The organism is Pseudomonas sp. RIT-PI-o, assembly GCF_001297215.1.
Taxonomy (GTDB): domain Bacteria; phylum Pseudomonadota; class Gammaproteobacteria; order Pseudomonadales; family Pseudomonadaceae; genus Aquipseudomonas; species Aquipseudomonas moraviensis_A.
Window position 1 is genome coordinate 16,702 of the sequence record NZ_LHPA01000019.1, and the last position, 22,902, is coordinate 39,603.

A 22,902-nucleotide genomic window follows, 5' to 3' on the forward strand; every position below is an offset into this window, starting at 1 on the left:
AGGCTCACTCCTACAAGGGATCGATGTGACGGCTCAGGTCATTTCCCGCTCAACCCGATCCCGGCCATTCTGCTTGGCCGCATAAACCCCTGAGTCCGCACGCAGCAGCAACGCATCCGCGCCCTCCCCCGGGCGCCAGCTGGCGATGCCGAAACTGGCGGTGACCACGCCAACCACGTCCACCGGCGTACTGCGCAGGCCTTCCCACAATTCCATCGCCAGCATGTACGCGTGCTCGCCGTCGATGTCCGGGCACAGCACCATGAACTCTTCGCCGCCCAAGCGGCAGAACACATCGGTGCGGCGCAGGCGATGGCCAATGCGCTCGCACACCGCTTGCAGCACCCGATCGCCGACGGCGTGGCCGTAATGATCGTTGATGCGTTTGAAGTGGTCGATGTCGAGCATGATCACCGACAACTCGCCGCCGCCCCGCTCGACCCGGGCCATTTCCGTGGTCAGGCGCTCCTGGAAATAGCGGCGGTTGTGAATGCCGGTCAGCGAATCGGTGATCGACAACGCACGCAGTTCTTCTTCCACGCGCTTGAGGTCGGAAATGTCCGAGATGTAGCCGTGCCACAGCACCCCGCCACCCGGTAGCTCCTCCGGTGTCGCCTCGCCGCGCACCCAGCGCAGGCCGCGCTCAGGCAGTTGCACGCGGTATTCCTCGCGCCACGGGCTGAGATTCTCCGCCGATTCGCGGATCGATGAGCGCACGCGAATCGCGTCCTGCGGGTGGATGCGGCTGAAAATCGCCTCGGAGTCGAGCAGCAGGACATCCGGCTCCAGTTCATAGATCTCGCGGATGCCATCGCTGGCGTAGATCACACTGAAGCGCCCATCGAATTCCATCTTGAATTGGTAGATGCCACCGGGAACATGGGCGCTGAGCTTCTTCAGCAACGTGTCGCGTGCTGCCAGCACTTCGTGCACGCGCTTGCGCTCGGTGATGTCGATACAGATTGCCAGATGGCCGACCCACAAGCCCTGCTCGTCGAGCACCGGGGTGGCGAGCATGTTGACCGGCAGATGACTGCCATCGCTGCGCACCAGCGTCCATTCGCGTGCTTCATGACCGCCGACTTCGCCGCCCTCGACCAGCATCGCGTGGCAGGTCGGAATGCTTTTGCCGTAGCGCGCGCTCAGCTCCGCCGAACGCGCCGCCAGCTCTCGGGGCAAATGCAGGTTCTCCAGGGTCATGCGCCCGACCACTTCGGCGCTGCTGTAGCCGAGCATCTGTTCAGCGCCGGGGTTGAAGGTGTTGATCACTCCGCGCAGATCGGTGGCGATGATCGCGACCTGGGTGGCGGCATTCAGCACGCCGCGCAACTGCCCATGGGTGCCGCGCAGTTCCTGCTCGCGCTCATGCAATTCCTGGGTGCGCACCTCGACCAGACGCACCGCGCGCTGACGCTGGCTGACCAGCACGTATAGCAAGGCACTGAGCAGCGCGCTGAGCAAGCCGCCCAGAATGATCACACTGCCCACCGAAGAATGGTTGGCCTGCATGAACGCGTAGCTTGGCAGGATATCGACCTGATAGTCGTGATCGGCCATGCGCAGCAAACGCGTCGCCGCCAGATCGCCGGGCACCGCCTCGTTGGTCGATTCGAACAGTTCCTCATGTTGATCAGGGGTCGACATATCCAGAATGCGCACCGACAGGTAATCGTGCAGGGCATCGGGCAGACCGTCGGCAAGCAACTGGCGCATGCTGATCACCGCCATCACATAGCCGAATGGCTGTGACTCGCCTGATCGATTGACCGGCGCCAGCAACAACACCCCACGCGCATAGGCCGGCTCGATCCCGACCAGATGCATCGGTTGCGACACGACCAGGTTGCCGAGACGGTCGGCGCGTTCAAGGGTTTCACGGCGCAAGGGTTGGGCGAGCAAGTCGTAGCCCAGCGGCGGCGCCAGTCGACTCTGAGTCTGTGTGTACAGCACCGGCACGTATGCGTCGCGTGGTGCTGCCAGCTGCAGATCACCCTTGGCGTCCAGCTCGCGGATGGTGAAATTGCTCAGGCCTTCGTCACGCACACGCTGTTCGAACGCCTCCCGCTCAGCGCCGCTGATTTTCGGTGCGTAGGTATAGGCTTGGGTGCGCAGTAATAAAGGTCGGGAGTAACCGTCGAATTCGGCGCGGGACACCGATTCGGAGTTGGTGAAGAACCGGCGCAGGCCGTCGAGACGTTGCTCCTGGTCCTGAAAGCGTTCGGCGATGCGGCTGTAGCGTTCGTTGGCCAGCAGTTGAAAGCGCTGACGCGATTGTTGCTGGAACTGATTGTGGGTGCCCCAGGCAAGCAACCCGGTGAGAATCCCGCCGGCAAGCAATACCAGCAAAGCGACCAGCCAGGCTGAGACGTCTTCGCTGATAAAACCGAGAATTTTCGGGCGCACGGGGTGCAACGGCATAAGCACAACTCACTACGCCAGATTCCCGGGAAAAACCCCATTGGCGGTGTGTGAGTTATAGCTATTAGCCACTAATTTAGCCAGCACCGCAGGATCCACGGAGCCTTTAAAAATCAAGGCTCTGTGGATCCAATGGGACAAAACGTCAACGAGCCGTGATTTTCCAGGCGCGATGGATCTTGGTATTGCGGGCGAAATCCGGATCAATGGTCTGCGCGCTGATTTCCTCCACCGCATAGCGCTCGGCGAGGTTCTCTTCCAGCTGGAACTTGCGGAAGTTGTTGGAGAAATACAGCACGCCACCCGGCGCCAGACGCGCCATCGCCAGGTCGATCAGCTGCACCTGATCGCGCTGGACGTCGAAGATGCCCTCCATGCGCTTGGAGTTGGAGAACGTTGGCGGGTCGATGAAGATCAGGTCGTATTCGTCGCGGCTGCTTTCCAGCCAGGCCATTACATCGCCCTGCTCCAGGCGGTTCTTGTCCGAAAAACCGTTCAGCGACAGGTTGCGACGCGCCCAGTCCAGATAGGTTTTCGACAGATCGACGCTGGTGGTGCTGCGCGCACCGCCCTTGGCCGCGTGCACGCTGGCGGTCGCGGTGTAGCAGAACAGATTGAGAAAGCGCTTGCCGGCGGCCTCTTTCTGAATGCGCATGCGCATCGGACGGTGATCGAGGAACAGGCCGGTGTCGAGGTAGTCGGTGAGATTGACCAGCAACTTCACGCCGCCTTCATTGACCTCGACGAACTTGCCCTGGGCGGCCTGACGCTCGTACTGCTTGGTGCCGCTCTGCCGCTCGCGGCGCTTGACCACTACGCGATTCTTGTCGACGTTCAACGCCTGCGGAATGGCCGCCAGCGCATCGAACATACGCGCCGAGGCTTTTTCCGGGTCGATGGATTTCGGCGCGGCGTATTCCTGAACGTGCACCCAGTCGTGGTACAGGTCGATGGCCATCGCGTACTCCGGCATATCGGCATCGTAAACGCGGTAGCAATCGATGCCTTCGCGCTTGACCCACTTGCCCATCGCCTTGAGATTCTTTTGCAGACGGTTGGCAAACATCTGCCCGCCTTCGCTCAGGCGCGGTTGCTCGATCACCGGCGCCGGGGCTGGCGTCGGCTTGATCGGGTTGCCGTTCTTGTTGAACTTGCGTTCCTGCGGCTCGTCCGGGGTCTGGTCGTAGGCCGCTTGCTCGCGCTCGGCCTGACGCTGTTCCGGGGTGCGCCGCTCGCCAGTGACGAACTGATCCGGCAGGACCTTGATCAGCAACAGCTTGCACGGCAGCGCGCCGTTCCAGAACGAATACTGTTTGTGGCTGCGAATGCCCATGCGCTTGCCCAGATCCGGCGCGCCGGTGAACACCGCCGCTTCCCAGTTGAGGCAGGCCTGACGCAGACGCTCGCCGAGGTTCTGGTAGAGATACAGCAGACTGGCTTCATCACCCAGACGCTCGCCGTACGGCGGGTTGCAGATCACCAGACCTTTCTGGTTCTGGTCCGGACGCGGCTCGAAGGTCGCCACTTCGCCTTGGTAGATCTTGATCCACTCGCTGAGGCCGGCGCGCTCAACGTTGTTGCGACCCGGCTGAATCAGCCGCGGATCAGCTTCGTAGCCACGAATCCACAACGGTGGCTTGGCCAGACCGGCAGCGGCGCGCTCGACGGCTTCTTCGTGAAGTTTTTTCCACAGCGCCGGCACGTGGCCGAGCCACGCGGTAAAGCCCCACTGCTCGCGGCGCAGGTTCGGCGCCATGTCGGCGGCGATCATCCCGGCTTCAACGAGAAACGTACCGACACCGCACATCGGGTCAGCCAGCGCACCGCCCTCGGCGGCAATACGTGGCCAGCCGGAGCGAATCAGGATGGCGGCGGCGAGGTTTTCCTTCAGCGGTGCCGCGCCCTGCTGCAAGCGATAGCCGCGCTGGTGCAGGCTGTGGCCGGAGAGGTCGAGGGAGAGAATCGCTTCGCCGCGATCCAGGCGCAGGTGAATGCGCAAGTCCGGGTTGAGTTTGTCGATCGACGGACGGTCGCCCTGCGGGGTGCGCAGTTTGTCGACGATGGCGTCTTTGACTTTCAGCGCGCCGAAGTGGGTGTTGTCGATGCCCGAGCCGTGGCCGCTGAATTCGACGGCCAGGGTGCCGTCGCTGAGCATGTGATCCTGCCAGTCGATGTCGAGTACGCCGTGGTAGAGGTCTTCGGCGTCCTTCATCGGGAAACGCTTGAGCACCAGCAACACACGGTTGGCCAGGCGCGACCAGAGGCACAGGCGGTAGGCGGTTTCCATGGTTGCCATGCCACGCACGGCGGAGGTGTGCTCGCGCGCTTCTTCAAGGCCAAGCCCGACGGCTTCCTCGATGAGCAGGCCTTCAAGGCCTTTGGGGCAAGTGAGGAAGAGTTCGAAACGATCGGACATGGTAATTCCAGAGCCTTTGGCTAGTGGGCCGGCAACGCATTGCCGACCCGGTTTTCAATCAGGCGCTTTTCTGAAAGAGCGCCCGCGTGGCACGAAGGTGTGCCGTTCCATCCCCGCTGCTCGGGTTAAAAGAGCTTAGATGCCGGGACAGATAAAAAAGTTGGTGAAACAAAAAGACTGAAAGCGACCCTTCGTCGAATAGTACCCAAGCGCAAACGTGGGTCATTCTCACTTGAAGATTAACCCGCCGGGTCAGCGGGGCGCCGATCATACCGGGGTTTGCGCAATGATCGTTGAATAAATACGCGGTTACTTATTGCCATAGCATCCTTTCCGTTACGTGCTTATGACAAAACGATCATTCCCTCGATGTGACTCATTGGTTAGAACTGAGCACAGGTTGACGTCGCAACGGCGTCAACACCTTGGCTCGCCACGCCGGCAGCGAGCCGAACGATGGCAGGTTTTTTCTGCCAGACCTCAATTGAGGTCGACGCGACACTACAGTCAACAAGTGAGGGAAACACCCTATGAGAAGACTTAAGCGTGATCCGTTGGAAAGAGCATTTTTGCGCGGATATCAATATGGCGTTGGTGGCAAATCCCGTGAGCTTTGCCCATTTACTCTACCGTCGGTACGTCAAGCCTGGATCAACGGCTGGCGAGAAGGACGCGGCGACAACTGGGACGGTATGACCGGCACTGCGGGAATCCACAGACTCAACGAACTTCACGCCGTCGGCTGACACAGGGCATTTATTCCGACACGACAATCTGAATCTGCACTGAATTAACCACGCACGTCCCTCCCGGACGGCGGGCTACGGCCCAGGGGCTCCTTCGAGGAGCCCTTTTTATTGCCTGAAGATTTTGTGCCGCACACAGAACCTGTAGGAGCTGCCGAAGGCTGCGATCTTTTGATCTTGTCTTTTCAAATCAAGATCAAGATCAAGATCAAAAGATCGCAGCCTTCGGCAGCTCCTACGGGGACCGGTGTTATCTGCGCAATGCGGCGATCGCATCCACCGATTCACGAATCAGCGCCGGGCCTTTATAGATGAAGCCCGAATAGATCTGCACCAGGCTCGCGCCGGCAGTGATTTTCTCCGCCGCGTGCTTGCCTTCGGTAATCCCGCCCGCGGCAATGATCGGCAAACGCCCGGCCAACTCGCCCGCCAGCACTTTCACGGTGTGGGTGCTCTTCTCACGCACCGGCGCCCCCGACAGACCGCCCGCCTCGTCGCCATGTTCCATGCCTTCGACGCCGACACGGCTCAGGGTGGTGTTGGTGGCAATCACCGCGTCCATCCCGGTTTCGAGCAGCGCCTGGGCCACCTGCGCGGTTTCTTCGTCGGTCATGTCCGGCGCAATCTTGATCGCCAGCGGCACATGCTTGCCGTGACGCAACGCCAGTTCGGCACGGCGCGTGGCCAGATCCGCAAGTAATTGCTTGAGCGAGTCACCGAACTGCAGGCTGCGCAGGCCCGGAGTGTTCGGCGAGCTGACGTTGACGGTGACGTAGCTGGCGTGGGCGTAGACCTTGTCCAGGCAGATCAGGTAGTCGTCGACCGCACGTTCGACCGGGGTGTCGAAGTTCTTGCCGATGTTGATCCCCAGCACGCCCTGGTATTTCGCCGCAGCGACCCGCGCCAGCAGGTTGTCCACACCGAGGTTGTTGAAACCCATGCGGTTGATGATCGCCTCGGCTTCCGGCAGGCGGAAGATCCGCGGTTTCGGATTACCCGGCTGCGGACGCGGGGTCACGGTGCCGATTTCGACGAAACCGAAACCCAGTTGCGCAAAGCCATCGATGGCCGCGCCATTCTTGTCCAGACCTGCCGCCAGCCCCACCGGGTTCGGGAACTCGAGCCCCATGACGGTCACCGGCATCTTCGCCGGTGCCTTGCTCAGCAAGCCGTTGAGACCCAAACGTCCGCCCGCGCCGATCAGATCCAGCGACAGATCGTGGGAGGTTTCCGGGGAAAGTTTGAACAACAGCTGACGGGCCAGGGTGTACATGGGCGGCAATGACTCGGGCGGCGAAAAGAGGCGGCGATTATAGCCGGGCATTGTCCCCCGGCGCGAGGCGCCTGCACGAATCAGGTGACTGGCATATGCCTTGCACCGCCCTGTTCATCAGTCTGCCGACCAATGACGGCGCGCAGACCAGGACAATGGCGTCGTCCTCGGGTTTTGCCTGCGCAGAATCCGGGACGACGTTTTTTTTGAGGTAGCGTATGAACGAAACGTCCATGGGGCATCTGGCCTGGGTCAATGGCAGCGATGCGCCGGAAAAGAGCGCGATCAATCTCGGCTTCATGGCACTGAGCGACTGCGCCTCGGTGGTGGTCGCCGCCACCCAGGGCTTCGCCCAGCCCTACGGGCTGACGCTGAACCTCAAGCGGCAGGCGTCGTGGGCCAACCTGCGCGACCAACTGGTCAGCGGCGAACTGGATGCCGCCCACAGCCTGTACGGGCTGATTTATGCGGTGCACCTGGGCATCGGCGGGATCGCCCCGACCGACATGGCAGTGCTGATGGGCCTGAACCAGAATGGCCAGAGCCTCAACCTCTCGCATGGTCTACAGCAGGCTGGCGTGAACAGTCCTGAAGCGCTGGATCGGCATGTGCACCAAAGCCGCGCAAAACTGACCTTCGCCCAGACCTTCCCCACCGGCACCCACGCGATGTGGCTTTATTACTGGCTGGCGAGCCAGGGCATTCACCCGTTGCAGGATGTCGACAGCGTGGTGGTGCCGCCACCGCAAATGGTCGCGCACCTGCAAGCCGGGCGCATCGACGGTTTTTGCGTCGGCGAACCGTGGGCAGCCAGCGCGGTGCAGCAGGATCTGGGTTTCACTTTGGCCACCAGCCAGAGCATCTGGCCCGACCACCCGGAAAAAGTCCTCGGCTGCACGCGTGAATTCGTCGAGCAATACCCGAACACAGCGCGGGCGCTGGTCATGGCCATTCTTGAGGCCAGCCGCTTTATCGAACAAAGCCCGGAGAATCGCCGCAGCACCGCGCAATTGCTCAGTGCCGCCGAATACCTCGACACCCCGGCCGCGTGCATCGAGCCGCGCTTCATGGGTGACTACGCCGACGGCCTCGGCAATCGCTGGCAGGACCCGCACGCGCTGCGCTTTCATGGCGCAGGCGAGGTCAATCTGCCCTATCTCTCCGACGGCATGTGGTTCATGACCCAGTTCCGCCGCTGGGGTCTGCTGCGCGAGGATCCGGATTATCTGGCCGTCGCCCGGAAGGTTCAGCGTCTGGATCTGTACCGCGAGGCTGCCAGCGCTGTCGGTGTGGCAGCTGCCCATGCAGACCTGCGCAGCAGCCAGTTGCTCGACGGCAAGGTCTGGGACGGCAGCGATCCGGTGGGCTATGCACGCAGTTTCAAACTGCATGCCCTGAACGACGCCGCCCCCCTTCTCGCCCAGCGCTGACAGGAGACGCCAACATGTTGCGCATTCTGCTGATCAACGACACCGCGAAAAAAGTCGGCCGCCTGAAAGCGGCGCTGACCGAGGCCGGCTTCGAGGTGATCGACGAGTCAGGGCTGACCATCGACTTGCCGGCGCGCGTCGAAACGGTGCGCCCGGACGTGATCCTGATCGATACCGAGTCACCGAGCCGTGATGTCATGGAGCAAGTGGTGCTGGTCAGCCGCGACCAGCCACGACCGATCGTGATGTTTACCGACGAACATGACCCGGGCGTGATGCGTCAGGCGATCAAGTCCGGGGTCAGCGCCTACATCGTCGAAGGCATCCACGCCCAGCGTCTGCAGCCGATTCTTGATGTGGCGATGGCACGCTTCGAAAGTGACCAGGCCTTGCGCGCGCAATTGCAGGCCCGTGACCAGCAACTGGCCGAGCGCAAGCGCATCGAACTGGCCAAGGGTTTGTTGATGAAAATGAAGGACTGCAACGAAGAAGAGGCCTACACCCTGATGCGCCGCCAGGCCATGAGCCGCCAGCAGAAACTGATTCAGGTGGCGGAGCAGATTATTGCCATGAGTGAGTTGCTGGGCTGAGGCGTTCTCACCGCTGAAGAGCCCCTCACCCTAGCCCTCTCCCGGAGGGAGAGGGAACCGATTGGGGGATGCTCGGGAAATACGCCGACCTGCAATTTCTTTTGTGAATCCATAATCGCCTCGGTCGTTCAAGTCGCTGTATTCGTTGGAACAACATGGTCAGTCCCCTCTCCCTCCGGGAGAGGGCTAGGGTGAGGGGCTTTTGCTTTTCAGCTTTTGGCACAAATCTCGCTATGTAATCCGCACAGGTAACCAACGGCGGTTGCCCCACCTACGACAAAGACGTCGCTCACCCCCTTCGCCCCCGGCGAATCAGGGAGCGGCGGTTTTGCGTTTTGGCCCCAGTGAACGGGGCCGGGGGGGCGGCCGTGAGGCGCTCCACCTGCTGTGCATGACTCCTTTCGAGACTCTTTTCAGCCGAGGTGCGCGATGAATTCAAGCTTCTGGAAATCCGGCCATACCCCGACCCTGTTCGCGGCCTTCCTGTATTTCGACCTGAGCTTCATGGTCTGGTACCTGCTCGGCCCGCTGGCCGTGCAAATTGCCGCCGCCCTGCACCTGCCCACCCAGCAACGCGGCCTCGTCGTCGCCACGCCGATTCTGGCGGGGGCGGTGTTGCGCTTTGCCATGGGCATGCTCGCCGATCGCCTGTCGCCGAAGACCGCCGGGCTGATCGGTCAGGTCATCGTCATCTGCGCACTGTTCGGCGCGTGGAAACTGGGTATCCACAGTTATGAACAGGCGCTGATCCTCGGCCTGTTCCTCGGCATGGCCGGCGCGTCGTTTGCCGTGGCCCTGCCGCTGGCGTCGCAATGGTACCCGCCAGAACATCAGGGCAAAGCCATGGGCATCGCCGGCGCGGGCAACTCCGGCACTGTGTTCGCCGCACTGCTCGCGCCGGTAATTGCTGCAGCGTTCGGCTGGAGCAACGTTTTCGGATTTGCCCTGATCCCGCTGGTCCTGACTCTGGTGCTGTTTGCCTGGCTGGCGAAAAACGCTCCGCAACGGCCGAAAGCGAAAGCCATGGCCGACTACTTCAAGGCCCTCGGTGATCGCGACAGCTGGTGGTTCATGTTTTTCTACAGCGTCACCTTCGGCGGCTTCATCGGCCTGGCCAGCGCCCTGCCCGGTTACTTCAACGATCAATACGGTCTGAGCCCGGTGACCGCCGGCTACTACACCGCGGCCTGCGTGTTCGGCGGCAGCCTGATGCGACCGTTGGGTGGTGCGCTGGCCGATCGCTTCGGTGGCATCCGCACCTTGCTGGCGATGTACACCGTTGCCGCCATCTGCATCGCCGCCGTCGGCTTCAACCTGCCAAGTTCCTACGCGGCGCTGGCGCTTTTCGTCTGCACCATGCTCGGTTTGGGCGCAGGCAACGGTGCGGTTTTCCAACTGGTGCCGCAGCGTTTTCGTCTGGAGATCGGCGTGATGACCGGGCTGATCGGTATGGCCGGCGGTATTGGCGGCTTCGCCCTGGCGGCGGGCATGGGCGCGATCAAGCAAAGCACCGGCAGCTATCAACTGGTGCTGTGGTTGTTCGCCAGCCTCGGTGTGTTGGCGTGGTTTGGCCTGCACGGCGTCAAGCGTCGCTGGAGAACCACTTGGGGTTCGGCGGCAGTAACGGCGGCGCGAGTCTGAGGCTTCAATGGCCCTGCAACTGAGTTTCGCCGAAGCCAGCGCCATCGGCCCGCGCGCGGAGAATCAGGACGCCCTGCGTGCGGTGACACCGGCGCCAGCCTTGGCGCTGAGCAAGGGTTTTCTGTTCGCCATCGCCGACGGCGTCAGTCAATGCGCCGACGGCGGCCTCGCCGCGCGTTCGACCTTGCAGGCGCTGGCACTGGACTACTACGCCACGCCGGAAACCTGGAGCGTGGCCCAGGCGCTGGATCGATTGCTGCTCGCGCAAAACCGCTGGCTGCAGGCCAATGGCGGCGGGCAACCGCTGCTGACCACGGTCAGCGCGCTGGTGATGCGCGGTCGGCGCTTCACCCTCGCGCATGTCGGCGATTGCCGGGTCTATCGCTGGCATGCCGAGCGGTTGCAGCGCATCAGCGAGGATCACGTCTGGGAGCAACCGGGCATGCAGCATGTGCTCAAACGTGCGCTCGGGCTCGATCAGCATCTGGTGCTGGACTTCCTCGACGGCGAACTGCGTGAGGGCGAAAGCTTCGTGCTGCTTAGCGACGGCGTCTGGCCGACCTTGGGCGACACCGCAATCGCGGCGGTTCTGCGTGATCAGCCGGATCTGCACAGCGCGGCGCACACTCTGGTCAACGCCGCGCATCTGGCCGGCAGTCAGGACAACGCCAGTGCCCTGCTGGTGCGCGTCGATGCGCTGGGCGAATCGAACATCGGCGATGCGCTGGTGCAACTGCAGCAATGGCCGCTGCCGCCAGCGCTGAAACCCGGACAAGCTTTCGAAGGCTGGCAGGTGCAGAGCATCGTCGGCCAGAGCCAGCAATCGCTGCTGTATCGCGTGCTCGATGGTCATGGCCAGCCGTGGCTGTTGAAGACCTTGCCGACGCGCCTGGCCGACGATCCACAGGCCGGGCAAGCGCTGCTGTCCGAGGAATGGTTCCTCAAGCGCGTGGCCGGCCGGCATTTTCCGCAAATCCATGCCTGCACCCAGCGTCAGCATTTGTACTACGTGATGCGCGAATATGCCGGGACGACGTTGGCCGTAGCGTTTCAACACGGCGGCCCGCTGCCATTGGCGCAATGGCAGGACATCGCCGAGCGCCTGCTGCGCGCGGTGGGGCTGTTGCATCGGCGGCAAATTCTGCACCGCGATATCAAACCGGAAAATCTCCTGCTGGGTGATGATGGCGAGCTGCGCTTGCTGGATTTCGGGCTGGCTTATTGCCCGGGCTTGTCGGAAGACGCGCCGGCGACATTGCCGGGAACGCCAAGCTTCATTGCTCCGGAAGCGTTTCGCGGTGAGCGGCCCAGTGCGCCGCAGGATCTGTATTCAGTTGGCGTCACCCTTTATTACCTGCTCACCGGGCATTTTCCCTACGGCGAGATCGAAGCTTTCCAGCGGCCCCGGTTTGGCGTGCCGGTCAGTGCCAGTCGCTATCGACCGGACTTGCCGGAATGGCTGGCGCAGAGTCTGGAACGCGGCGTCGCAGCCGATCCGCAGCAACGCTTTGAAACCGCTGAAGAGTGGTTGCTGGTGCTGGAACAGGGTGAGCGCCGCAGCCTGAGCGTGCGACCCCGGCCTTTACTGGAGCGGGAGCCATTGAAGGTCTGGCGGAGCATGGCCTTGGTGGCGTTGCTGGGGAATATCGTGCTGCTGGTTTTGTTGTTTCATGGCTGAGACCGTGTTGCGGCGATCGCGAGCAGGCTCACTCCTACAATTTGGAATGCGTTCCCCTGTAGGAGTGAGCCTGCTCGCGATGGCGCCAGACCTGACACCGCAAACCCTCCATAGATAACGCGCCACGAACGAGCAATACGCCTCGATTCGGTGCAGAAAACGTACGTGAGCTGTAGGAAAAGCCCAATAAATCCGCGCATCCCCAAGTTGGCACAACCACTGCATTACCCCAATCACCACACATAAAGCCCAACCTTCAACGACGAAGGCTGCGCTTCCCGAGAGAACGGGACCAGGACAAAGGCGTCCTCGCTAGGCAACTAGCGGGACGCCTTTTTTTGTTTGCGCGAAATTTGTCGAGCAAGGCCCGACGGCCCACCAGAGGCCAGCCGCAGCTCCCGGAGAACCTGATGAAAAAACTCAAACTGGTGATGATCGGCAACGGCATGGCCGGGGTGCGTACCCTGGAAGAACTGCTCAAGCTGAGCGACGAACTCTACGACATCACCGTCTTCGGCGCCGAACCGCACACCAACTACAACCGCATCCTGCTGTCGCCGGTGCTGGCCGGTGAGCAGACATTCGAAGAGATCGTCCTCAACGACCTCGACTGGTACCTGGAAAACAACATCAAGTTGCTGCTCAACCGCAAAGTCGTGGAGATCGACCGGGTCAAACGCCGGGTAATCGCCGAGGACGGCACCGAGGCCGAATACGATCGCCTGCTGATCGCCACCGGCTCGACCCCGTTCATTCTGCCAATCCCCGGCAACACTTTGCAGGGCGTGATCGGCTACCGCGACATTGCCGATACCCAGGCCATGATCGACACCGCCAGGACCCACAAACACGCCGTGGTCATCGGCGGCGGTCTGCTCGGCCTCGAAGCGGCCAACGGCCTGATGCTGCGCGGCATGCACGTCACCGTGGTGCACCTCGGCGAATGGCTGCTGGAGCGGCAACTGGACAAGACCAGCGGCCAGTTGCTGCAATCAGCGCTGGAATCCCGTGGCCTGCATTTCCGCCTGTGCGAACAGACCCAGGCCTTGCACGACGCCGGCAATGGCCGGGTCGGCTCGGTGCAGTTCAAGAACGGCGACATCATCCCTGCGGATCTGGTGGTGATGGCCGCTGGCATCCGCCCCAACACGGAACTGGCGGAAAAGGCCGGCATACCGTGCAATCGCGGGATTCTGGTCAACGACACCCTGCAAACCTACGACCCGCGCATCTACGCGATCGGCGAATGCGCCAGCCATCGCGGCATCGCCTACGGCCTGGTTGCGCCGTTGTTCGAACAGGCCAAGGTCTGCGCCAACCACCTCGCTCAACTCGGCTTCGCTCGCTATCAAGGTTCGGTGACTTCGACCAAATTGAAAGTCACCGGTATCGACCTGTTTTCCGCCGGCGACTTCATGGGCGGCGAAGGCACCGAGACCATCACCCTCTCGGACCCGATCGGCGGCGTGTACAAAAAACTGGTGATCAAGGATGACGTGCTGGTCGGCGCTTGTCTGTACGGCGATACGGCAGATGGCGGTTGGTATTTCCGGCAGATTCGTGAGAATCACGCCATCGGTGAGATCCGCGATCACTTGATGTTCGGCGAAAACGCTTTAGGCGACGTAGGACATCAGGGCCAGGACAAAGCCATGGTCATGGCGGACAGCGCCGAAGTCTGCGGCTGCAATGGTGTGTGCAAGGGCACCATCGTCAAGGCGATTCAGGAACACGGTCTGTTCAGCGTCGATGAAGTGAAAAAACACACCAAGGCCGCCAGCTCCTGCGGTTCCTGCGCCGGGCTGGTCGAGCAGATCCTGATCAATACCGTGGGTGGCGCGGCGGACGTCAAACCGAAAAGCGAAAAAGCCATCTGCGGTTGCAGCGATCTCAACCACGGGCAGATTCGCCAGGCGATCCGCCAGGAACATCTGCTGACCATCGCCGAGACCATGAGCTACCTCAACTGGCGCACGCCGAACGGCTGCGCGACCTGCCGCCCGGCGCTCAACTATTACCTGATTTCCACCTGGCCCGGCGAAGCCAAGGACGATCCGCAATCGCGCCTGATCAACGAACGCGCCCACGCCAACATCCAGAAGGACGGCACCTATTCGGTGGTGCCACGGATGTGGGGCGGCGTGACCAACCCGTCGGAACTGCGGCGCATCGCTGATGTGGCCGATAAGTACAACGTGCCGATGGTCAAGGTCACCGGCGGTCAGCGCATTGACTTGCTGGGGATCAAGAAGCAGGACCTGCCCGGCGTCTGGAAAGACCTCGACATGCCGTCCGGCCACGCCTACGGCAAATCCATCCGCACGGTGAAAACCTGCGTCGGCAGCGAATTCTGCCGCTTCGGTACACAGAACTCGACGCAACTGGGCATCGAGCTCGAGCACGATCTGTTCAACATGTGGTCGCCGCACAAAGTGAAGCTGGCTGTGTCCGGTTGCCCACGCAACTGCTCGGAAGCGGGCATCAAGGACGTAGGAATTATCGGCGTAGACTCCGGCTGGGAGATGTACATCGGTGGCAACGGCGGAATCAAGACCGAAGTCGCCGAGTTCTTCGTCAAACTGAAAACCGCCGAAGAAGTCCGCGAATACAACGGCGCGTTCCTGCAGCTCTACCGCGAAGAAGCCTTCTACCTCGAGCGCACCGTGCACTACCTGCAACGGGTCGGCATGGAGCACATCAAGAAAAACGTGCTCGAAGACGCCGAGCGGCGCAAGGCCTTGAACGAGCGCCTGCAATTCTCCCTGTCGTTCGAACAGGACCCATGGAAAGAACGCCTGGCGCAGCCGCAACTGAAGAAAGAATTCGACGTGATCCCTGTGAAAAACCTGGAGGTGCCGGCATGAACTGGCTCGATATCTGCGCGCTGGAAGAGATCAACGCCCTCGGATCGCGGATCATTGCCGGGCCGAAAGGTGACATCGCGATTTTTCGTACAAGCGACGATGAGGTTTTCGCCCTTGATGACCGTTGCCCGCACAAGGGCGGGCCGCTGTCGCAAGGACTGATCTACGGCAAACGTGTGGCGTGCCCGCTGCACAACTGGCAGATCGACCTCGAAACCGGCGAAGCCCAGGCACCGGATATCGGCTGTGCCCACCACCATCCGGCGCGAGTCGAGAATGGTCGGGTGCAACTGGCCCTGCGGGACGCCATCTGATGAACCGCCAGACGACCGCCTCGACCTGCTGTTACTGCGGGGTCGGCTGCGGCGTGCTGATCGAGCATGACGGCGAGCGCATCCTCGGCGTCAGCGGCGATCCGGCGCACCCGGCCAACTTCGGCAAACTGTGCAGCAAAGGCTCGACGCTGCACCTGACCGGCGACCTCGCCGCCCGCGCCTTGTACCCGGAACTGCGTCTGGGCAAAGGCCTGGCGCGCAGCCGTACTGACTGGGACAGCGCACTGGAACACGCCGCCAACGTGTTTGCCGAAACCATCACCGCACACGGCCCGGACAGCGTAGCGTTCTACATTTCCGGGCAGTTGCTCACCGAGGACTACTACGCCTTCAACAAACTCGCGCGGGCGCGGGTCGGCACCAACAATATCGACAGCAATTCGCGGCTGTGCATGTCCTCGGCGGTGGTCGGCTACAAACGCAGCCTCGGCGCTGACGCACCGCCATGCAGTTACGAAGATCTGGAACTGAGCGACTGCGTGATGATCGTCGGCAGTAACATGGCCTACGCCCATCCGGTACTTTTCCGTCGACTGGAAGAAGCCAAATCCCGTCGTCCGCAGATGAAAGTCATCGTCATTGACCCGCGTCGCACCGACACATGCGATTTGGCTGACCTGCATCTGGCGATTCTTCCGGGCACCGATGTCGCTTTGTTTCATGGGATTTTGCATCTGCTGCTGTGGGAAGACTGGGTCGATCGCGATTTCATCAAGGCGCACACCGAAGGCCTCGGCGAACTTAAAACGCTGGTGCGCGACTACACCCCGCAGATGGTTTCGCAGCTGTGCGGCATCAGCATCGAGCAGTTGCAGCAATGCGCGGAATGGGTCGGCACCGCGCCGAGCTTCCTGTCGCTGTGGTGCATGGGCCTGAACCAGTCCAGCGCCGGCAGCGCGAAAAACAGCGCGCTGATCAACCTGCACCTGGCCACCGGGCAAATCGGCCGTCCCGGTGCAGGACCTTTCTCCCTCACCGGTCAGCCAAACGCCATGGGTGGGCGGGAAACCGGCAGTCTGTCCAACCTGCTACCGGGCCATCGCGACGCCGCCAACCCCGAACATCGCGCCGAGGTGGCGGCATATTGGGGCGTGGAAAGCTTGCCTGAGGCGCCGGGGCTGAGCGCCATCGAACTGTTCGAAAACCTGCGCAGCGGCAAGATCAAGGCGCTGTGGATTGCCTGTACCAACCCGGCGCAATCGATGCCGGATCAGAGCGCAGTTCGCGCAGCGCTTGAGGCCTGTCCCTTTGTGGTATTGCAGGAAGCCTTTCGCACCACCGAGACCGCCGCGTTCGCCGACCTTTTATTGCCCGCCGCCAGTTGGGGCGAGAAGGAAGGCTCGGTGACCAACTCCGAGCGGCGCATTTCCCACGTACGCAAAGCGGTTGTCGCACCGGGCGAAGCGCGGCCGGACTGGGCAATTACCGTGGATTTCGCACGGCGTCTGGAGAAACGTCTGCGTCCTCAGCAGCCGAGCCTGTTCGCCTTCGACCAGCCTTCGCAGTTGTTCGATGAATTCAAATGGCTGACCCAGGGCCGCGACCTGGACCTTTCCGGCATCAGTCATGCGTTGATCGACGAGATCGGCCCGCAGCAATGGCCCTTCCCCGCCGGCGCCCGCCAAGGCACGCCACGCTTGTACGGCGACGGCATTTTTCCCACTGCCAATGGCCGCGCGCAGTTCATTGCCGAGCCGTATCGCGCCGCCAGGGAACAACGCGATGCGCGCTTCCCGCTGACCCTGATCACCGGGCGCCTGCGCGACCAGTGGCACGGCATGAGCCGCACTGGCACCGCGGCGCAGTTGTTCGGTCACGTCAGCGAAGCCGTGCTGAGCCTGCACCCGGACGAGATGCGCCGACATCGTTTGCAGCCCGGCGATCTGATCAATCTGAAAAGCCGTCGTGGTGCCGTGGTTGTCGCGGTCGGCAGCGATGACAGCGTGCGTCCGGGCCAGGCATTTTTGCCGATGCATTGGGGTGACCGTTATCTCAAGGGCGGCGTTAACAACCTGACCCAGCCGGCATTCGATCCGCTGTCCAAGCAACCCGAGCTCAAGCACAGCGGCGTGCGTCTGGAGGCAGTCAACCTGCCATGGCAACTGTTCGCTCTGATCGAGGGTGATGTTCAACGGCATTTCGAGACGCTACGACCGCTGTGCGAGGCGTTTTCCTACGTCAGCCTCAGCCTTGTCGGTCGGGAGCGGCCGGCGTTGCTGATACGCGCGGCACACGCCGAGGCGCCCGATCCACTGTTGCTGGGCGAGATCGACCGGTGCCTGTCGCTGCTGGATGGCCCGGTTCTGGCTTACGACGATCCGCGTCGCGCTATAGGCAAGCGGGTGCGCATCGAAAATGGCCGTATCACCGCCATTCGCCTGGCCGGCGAAACCCTTGCGCAGCACTGGCTGCAGAGCCTTTGGCTGGAGGGCCGCGCCGACCAGCAACTGCGGCGCTGGCTCCTCGCGCCAATGAGCGCACCGCCGGGCGCTGTCGGCGCCATCGCGACTGACAAGACGCTGTGCAATTGCGAAAACGTCAGCCTCAACGCAGTCTGCGCCGGCATCCGCCAGGGCCTGGATCTGCAAGGCCTGAAAAAAACTCTCCGATGCGGTACGCAATGCGGTTCCTGCGTGCCGGAAATCAAGCGTCTGCTGGCTGCCGAAGCGCGGCCGGTCGCGGTCATTCAATGAGGACAACACCATGAATGCGAAAGTCTGGCTGGTGGGCGCTGGCCCTGGCGATCCGGAATTGCTGACGCTCAAGGCAGTGCGCGCGCTGCGCGAAGCCGATGTGGTGATGATCGATGATCTGGTCAATGACGCGGTACTGGAGCACTGCCCCGATGCACGGGTCATTGCCGTCGGCAAACGCGGCGGCTGCCGCTCGACACCGCAGGCATTTATCCATCGGTTGATGTTGCGTTATGCCCGTCAGGGTAAATGCGTGGTGCGGCTCAAGGGCGGCGACCCGTGCATTTTCGGTCGGGGTGGTGAAGAAGCGCAGTGGTTGCGCGAGCGCGGTGTTGAAGTGGAACTGGTCAACGGCATCACCGCTGGGCTGGCCGGGGCGACGCAATGTGATATTCCGCTGACGTTGCGGGGCGTGGCGCGCGGGGTGACGTTGGTGACTGCGCACACCCAGGATGACAGCCAGTTGAACTGGCAGGCATTGGCGCAAGGAGGGACGACGCTGGTGATCTATATGGGGGTGGCCAAACTGGGCGAGATTCGCGACCAGCTGTTGGCGGGAGGGATGGCGGCGGATACGCCGGTGGCGATGATCGAAAATGCCTCGTTGGCGCATCAGCGGGAGTGTCGCAGTGATCTGAGCGCAATGGCTGAGGATGCCTCAGCGTTCGAGTTGAAGAGCCCGGCGATTCTGGTGATTGGTGCAGTGGCGGCTGTTGCGGCAGTTGTTGAAGAGCAAAAGATCGCAGCCTTCGGCAGCTCCTGCACGGCGTACGACGTGCAAGCGCTTTAAGCTTAGAGGCCAAATCGCAGACAAAGAAAAGCCCGGCCTGAGCCGGGCTTTTCCATGAGCGGCAGCTAATTACTTAGCTTGAGCTTCAACCTGCGCTTCTACGCGACGGTTTACAGCGCGGCCAGCGTCAGTTTTGTTGTCAGCAACTGGGCGGGATTCGCCGTAGCCAACAGACTGAACGCGGGACGATTCAACACCGTACTGGTTGGTCAGAACCTGCTTAACGGCGTTTGCACGACGCTCGGACAGTTTCTGGTTGTAAGCGTCAGGACCGACGGAGTCAGTGTGACCTTCAACAGTAGTGGTGGTGGATGGGTACTGCTTCATGAAGTCAGCCAGGTTTTTGATGTCGCCGTAGCTGTTAGGCTTGACTACCGACTTGTCGAAGTCGAATTTCACGTCCAGCTCAACACGAACAACTTCAGCAACTGCTGGGCAGCCATCAGCGTCAACGGTTACGTTGGCTGGGGTGTCCGGGCACTTGTCAACGTTGTCGCAAACGCCATCGTTGTCGCTGTCGGAGCAGACTTCAGCAGGTGCTGGAACTGGAGCAGCAGCTGGTTTGGAGCCGCCACCGAAGTTCACACCGATACCGACGCTAGGAGCCCACTCGGTGTCGCCCTGGTCGATGTTGTACTGAGCTTCAACGCCGGCACGGGCGTAGAAGTTCTCGGTGAAGTACAGCTTGGCACCGCCGCCAACGTTGGCGAAAGTGGAACGGTTACGACCGTTCGAACCGTTCTGGTCGATGCTCTGGTCAGAGAAACCGGCCGAAACGTATGGACGAATCATGTCGCCTGGGTTGTTGAAGTGGTACAGAGCGTCCAGAGCGGTGTTAGCGCCTTTGACGTTCTTGCCATCGTCGGCACGTACGTTGTGCACTTCGTCGTAGCCCAGACGCAGTTCAACGTCGTCGGTCAGGAAGTAACCGATCGAACCGCCGAACAGGTTGCCGTTGTTCTTGAAGTTACGAGCGCTGTCGAATTGTTCTTTCTTAGCGAAGCCTTCGATTTCAACTGCGCCTTGGCCTTGTGCCAGAGCGCCGAACGAAGTGGCGGCAATCAGAGAACCAATGGCCAAGCCCAAGGTGTTTTTCAGTTTCATCCGTTAAATCCCCATCTGGTGATTGTGAAGCAGTCCCGCAAACCGGGGGACAACTCGGCGGCAAGTCTATCAGAACTTGCCTACACGTAAGAGATATTTGCGCTGAACTAAGTTTCAGCAATGCCTGCAAATTTCTCACGCAATTTATCTAGAGCGCGTTTGTAACGCATTTTTGTCGCACTCAAACCCATGTGCATGATGTCTGCGATCTCCTGAAACTCCAGCTCTGCGACAAATCGTAGCACCAGAATTTCGCGGTCAATCGGATTCACATACACCAGCCAGCGATCAAGCCCACCCTTCTCCTCCGGCTTCGGCGCCTTTTCTTCAGACGCTTCTTCAAGAGGGTCCAGACTGAGAGCGTCCATCAAGCGACGCTTACGCCGTTCCTTCCGATACTGCGTGATGCATTCGTTGTAAGTGATGCTGTAAAGCCAGGTTTTGAACTTCGATTTCCCCTCGAAGTTCTTCAGGCCGTACAGCACCTTCAGCATCACTTCCTGACAGACATCGTCTGCGTCGCGATCGTTCCCAAGATATCTCGCGCAGACGTTAAATAATGTTCGCTGGTAACGCCGCATCAACTCTTCGTAGGCGCGCGTTACGTGAAACAGCTCGGTATGCGAGCGCGCGACCAACTCCTCATCAGAGAGCTCGCGGGGGTCGTAGCGCGTGGATAGCGGTTGGGCTTTATTCAAAACAAGTCGTGCCGACAGTCAGGTCAATGTCCGCCACAACCAGCCTCGGCTGGCATTTTGCGGCGGCATACATTAGCAGGGTTTGCCGGTTTAGCGGCTACTCACATGCTGTTCCAGCAGGATCCGATTGGAGAGAGAGACTAGCTCACCCTCATCGGTCAGCAATGTGGTTTTAACCGTGCCGATCTCTTCGATCTGGCCTTCGACCTCGCCAACACGCACTTGTTGCCCAACCTCGTACAGCTCACGCACATAGATTCCCGCAAGAATCTGACCGGCGATTTCCCGGCTTCCCAATCCCATGGCCAGCGCAACTGCCAGACCAACGGTAATCAATACGATGACAATGACATGGTTCAGCAGGTCAGTCTTGACCTCAAGCTGACTGATCGCAACCGAGATACTGATGATGATCACCAGCCCCTGCGCAATGCGTCCCAGCCCGGAAGCGTAGTCCAGGCCTACGCCTTCTGCCGCCCCGCGCACCAGTCCGTTGGCCAATTGCGCCAGCAGGACACCGACCAGCAACACCAGCGCGGCGCCGAAAACCTTCGGCAGATACAACGCCAGCATGTCCAGCGTAGCTGAAACTCGCTCAAGGCCAAGGGATTCTGCCGCGGAAACCAGAAAAATCAGCAGAACGAACCAGTAGACGATTTTACCGATCAATGTCGAGATTGGCACCTGCAGCCCGGCGCGCGACATCAATTTGGTCAACCCGGTGCCGCCCATCAGGCGATCGAGGCCCAGTTTGGCGAGCAATTTCGAGAGCAAGGTGTCGAGCAGTTTGGCCACGACGAAACCCAGCAGCAGCACGACCAGTGCGCCGAACAGGTTCGGAATGAAATTAGCGACTTTGGTCCACAACGCAGTCATTGCAGTGACGAGGCTCTGAGTCCAGAGATCAAGTTCCATATTCAATCAGCCTTATCAGCAGTGCGAGCAGTGGTTTTACGAAGACGGGAAACCGGCGAGACATGCGCCGAGCCATTGTTCAGGGCGATCATCAGCGCGGGCAGCCAGCGGCCCAGCAGGCTGAACAGATCACCGGCGCCGACCTGGCGGTTGGCGGTTTTGAGTACGCGGCCCAGGCACGCATCGTCGTCGCGGCTGGACGGCGAAGCGTTGAGCATGTCGCGTAGAGACTGTTCAAACGGATCGTGCATACGCACCTCTCGTGATGTCTGTGAAAGACGCGGGCAGATTTGCTCGGGTCACATGCGCCATGTTCACACCCAGCGCAAACGGCGGAACAACCACCACTGGCCGAACGCCAGGGCGAGCACCGTCAGGCAGGCAATCAGGAAACCATAAGGGCTTTCGGCGAACGGAATACCGCCGACATTGATACCCAGCAGACCGGTGATGAAACTCATCGGCAAAAAGATGCAGGTAATGATGCCGAAGCGGTACATGGTGCGATTCATGTGCACGCTCAAACGCCGGTCTTCGGCCTCCAGCACAAGCCCCACGCGCTCTCGGGTCAGTTCGAGCTCCTCGAGATAGCGGGTCAGACTGTTGTTCAATTCGTTCCAGTAGTCGGCATCGTCTTCGACGAACCACGGCAGTTTTATCCGCGTCAGCTGTCCGAAAATATCCCGCTGCGGCGCGAGAAAACGCTTCAGCCCGGCCGCTCTGCGACGGATGTGCAAAATGGCGCCATGCTCGGGAGTGTACCGTTCGTCGGCGTCGAGTTTTTCTTCCTCTTCATCGACCACTTCCGACAGGCACGTGACCAGATCCTGCACTTTATTGGTGAGGAACTGCGCCAGATACAGCATCAATTCGGAGGACGTCTTAGGACCTTTGCCCTCACCCAGCAGCGCCAGCAACTCATCGGTTGCGCGCAACGGGCGCAAACGCAGGGAAATCACGCGTTGGGCAGCAGCGAAAATCCGCACCGAGACCATGTCTTCCGGTTCGGCCCCGGGGTTGAGGTTGACCCCGCGCAGAAACAGCAGCAGCTCGGAGTCCGGCAATGGCAAAAGCCGCGGCCGGGTGTTCTCTTCCAGCAGCAGATCACAGGTGAATTCATTGAGCCCGCTGGATTTGCGCAGCCAGGTCCGGGTCTGCGGATGGCTGCGATCCCAGTGCAGCCACAGGCTTTCATGGGCCTGCAGTTGCAAATCGTCGAGTTCAGTCCGGGCTATCGAACGCGCACCGCCCTTACCGTCCAGCACCAGGGCATGCACCAGCCCCCACTGCGCGTTTTCTTCCTCGAACATC

17 protein-coding genes are annotated in these 22,902 nt (G+C 61.1%); 9 read left to right on the forward strand and 8 right to left on the reverse strand.

Annotated features, from left to right (window positions below; genetic code table 11):
- Positions 1 to 33: 33 nt before the first annotated feature.
- Together AEQ63_RS08665 and rlmKL are read right to left on the reverse strand one after the other, a co-directional pair.
- A complete protein-coding gene (locus AEQ63_RS08665) occupies positions 34 to 2,418 on the reverse strand; it encodes a sensor domain-containing diguanylate cyclase (RefSeq protein WP_064362840.1) in 2,385 nt (794 codons plus the stop codon).
- A 145-nt stretch (positions 2,419 to 2,563) separates the two neighbouring features.
- A complete protein-coding gene (gene rlmKL / locus AEQ63_RS08670) occupies positions 2,564 to 4,834 on the reverse strand; it encodes a bifunctional 23S rRNA (guanine(2069)-N(7))-methyltransferase RlmK/23S rRNA (guanine(2445)-N(2))-methyltransferase RlmL (RefSeq protein ID WP_024012311.1) in 2,271 nt (756 codons plus the stop codon).
- Positions 4,835 to 5,364: 530 nt separating this feature from the next.
- On the opposite strand from rlmKL, the gene rmf reads away from it, so the two are divergent.
- The gene (gene rmf / locus AEQ63_RS27125; protein ID WP_003223300.1) at positions 5,365 to 5,580 is read left to right on the forward strand and encodes a ribosome modulation factor; all 216 of its coding nucleotides are present in this window, start codon (positions 5,365 to 5,367) and stop codon (positions 5,578 to 5,580) included.
- 250 nt (positions 5,581 to 5,830) lie between these two features.
- On the opposite strand, the gene AEQ63_RS08675 is transcribed toward rmf, so the two are convergent.
- Positions 5,831 to 6,853, reverse strand: a complete 1,023-nt coding sequence (locus AEQ63_RS08675) for a quinone-dependent dihydroorotate dehydrogenase (protein WP_064362843.1) — start codon at positions 6,851 to 6,853, stop codon at positions 5,831 to 5,833.
- A 218-nt stretch (positions 6,854 to 7,071) separates the two neighbouring features.
- Here AEQ63_RS08675 and AEQ63_RS08680 point away from each other — a divergent pair, with 218 nt between their 5' ends.
- From AEQ63_RS08680 to cobA, 8 genes are all read left to right on the forward strand, one after another.
- Complete coding sequence (locus AEQ63_RS08680; RefSeq protein WP_064362846.1) at positions 7,072 to 8,283, forward strand: CmpA/NrtA family ABC transporter substrate-binding protein; 1,212 nt, start codon at positions 7,072 to 7,074, stop codon at positions 8,281 to 8,283.
- 14 nt (positions 8,284 to 8,297) lie between these two features.
- The gene (locus AEQ63_RS08685) at positions 8,298 to 8,873 is read left to right on the forward strand and encodes an ANTAR domain-containing response regulator (RefSeq protein ID WP_007916390.1); all 576 of its coding nucleotides are present in this window, start codon (positions 8,298 to 8,300) and stop codon (positions 8,871 to 8,873) included.
- A gap of 429 nt (positions 8,874 to 9,302) precedes the next feature.
- The gene (locus AEQ63_RS08690) at positions 9,303 to 10,514 is read left to right on the forward strand and encodes a nitrate/nitrite transporter (protein WP_064362848.1); all 1,212 of its coding nucleotides are present in this window, start codon (positions 9,303 to 9,305) and stop codon (positions 10,512 to 10,514) included.
- Between the two features lie 7 nt (positions 10,515 to 10,521).
- Complete coding sequence (locus tag AEQ63_RS08695) at positions 10,522 to 12,192, forward strand: bifunctional protein-serine/threonine kinase/phosphatase (protein WP_064362850.1); 1,671 nt, start codon at positions 10,522 to 10,524, stop codon at positions 12,190 to 12,192.
- A 410-nt stretch (positions 12,193 to 12,602) separates the two neighbouring features.
- Positions 12,603 to 15,056, forward strand: a complete 2,454-nt coding sequence (gene nirB / locus AEQ63_RS08700) for a nitrite reductase large subunit NirB (RefSeq protein WP_016773837.1) — start codon at positions 12,603 to 12,605, stop codon at positions 15,054 to 15,056.
- Positions 15,053 to 15,370, forward strand: coding sequence for a nitrite reductase small subunit NirD (nirD, locus tag AEQ63_RS08705; RefSeq protein WP_016773836.1), 318 nt, complete (start codon positions 15,053 to 15,055; stop codon positions 15,368 to 15,370). The genes nirB and nirD overlap by 4 nt, the downstream gene beginning before the upstream one ends.
- On the forward strand, positions 15,370 to 18,084 hold the full coding sequence (locus tag AEQ63_RS08710; protein WP_064362853.1) for a nitrate reductase: 2,715 nt from the start codon (positions 15,370 to 15,372) through the stop codon (positions 18,082 to 18,084). Before nirD ends, AEQ63_RS08710 begins: the two co-directional genes overlap by 1 nt.
- 10 nt (positions 18,085 to 18,094) lie before the next feature.
- Complete coding sequence (cobA, locus tag AEQ63_RS08715; RefSeq protein WP_064362855.1) at positions 18,095 to 18,874, forward strand: uroporphyrinogen-III C-methyltransferase; 780 nt, start codon at positions 18,095 to 18,097, stop codon at positions 18,872 to 18,874.
- Positions 18,875 to 18,943: 69 nt separating this feature from the next.
- Here cobA and AEQ63_RS08720 read toward each other — a convergent pair whose 3' ends face one another.
- The 5 genes from AEQ63_RS08720 to AEQ63_RS08740 all read right to left on the reverse strand — a co-directional run bounded on the left by AEQ63_RS08720 (position 18,944) and on the right by AEQ63_RS08740 (position 22,901).
- Positions 18,944 to 19,978, reverse strand: a complete 1,035-nt coding sequence (locus AEQ63_RS08720; RefSeq protein ID WP_016773833.1) for an OmpA family protein — start codon at positions 19,976 to 19,978, stop codon at positions 18,944 to 18,946.
- Between the two features lie 107 nt (positions 19,979 to 20,085).
- Complete coding sequence (gene sigX, locus AEQ63_RS08725; RefSeq protein WP_016773832.1) at positions 20,086 to 20,676, reverse strand: RNA polymerase sigma factor SigX; 591 nt, start codon at positions 20,674 to 20,676, stop codon at positions 20,086 to 20,088.
- 90 nt (positions 20,677 to 20,766) lie between these two features.
- Complete coding sequence (locus AEQ63_RS08730; RefSeq protein ID WP_016773831.1) at positions 20,767 to 21,591, reverse strand: mechanosensitive ion channel family protein; 825 nt, start codon at positions 21,589 to 21,591, stop codon at positions 20,767 to 20,769.
- 2 nt (positions 21,592 to 21,593) lie between these two features.
- Complete coding sequence (locus tag AEQ63_RS08735; protein ID WP_003223293.1) at positions 21,594 to 21,842, reverse strand: hypothetical protein; 249 nt, start codon at positions 21,840 to 21,842, stop codon at positions 21,594 to 21,596.
- A gap of 63 nt (positions 21,843 to 21,905) precedes the next feature.
- Positions 21,906 to 22,901, reverse strand: a complete 996-nt coding sequence (locus AEQ63_RS08740; RefSeq protein WP_064362858.1) for a zinc transporter ZntB — start codon at positions 22,899 to 22,901, stop codon at positions 21,906 to 21,908.
- Position 22,902 lies beyond the last annotated feature (1 nt).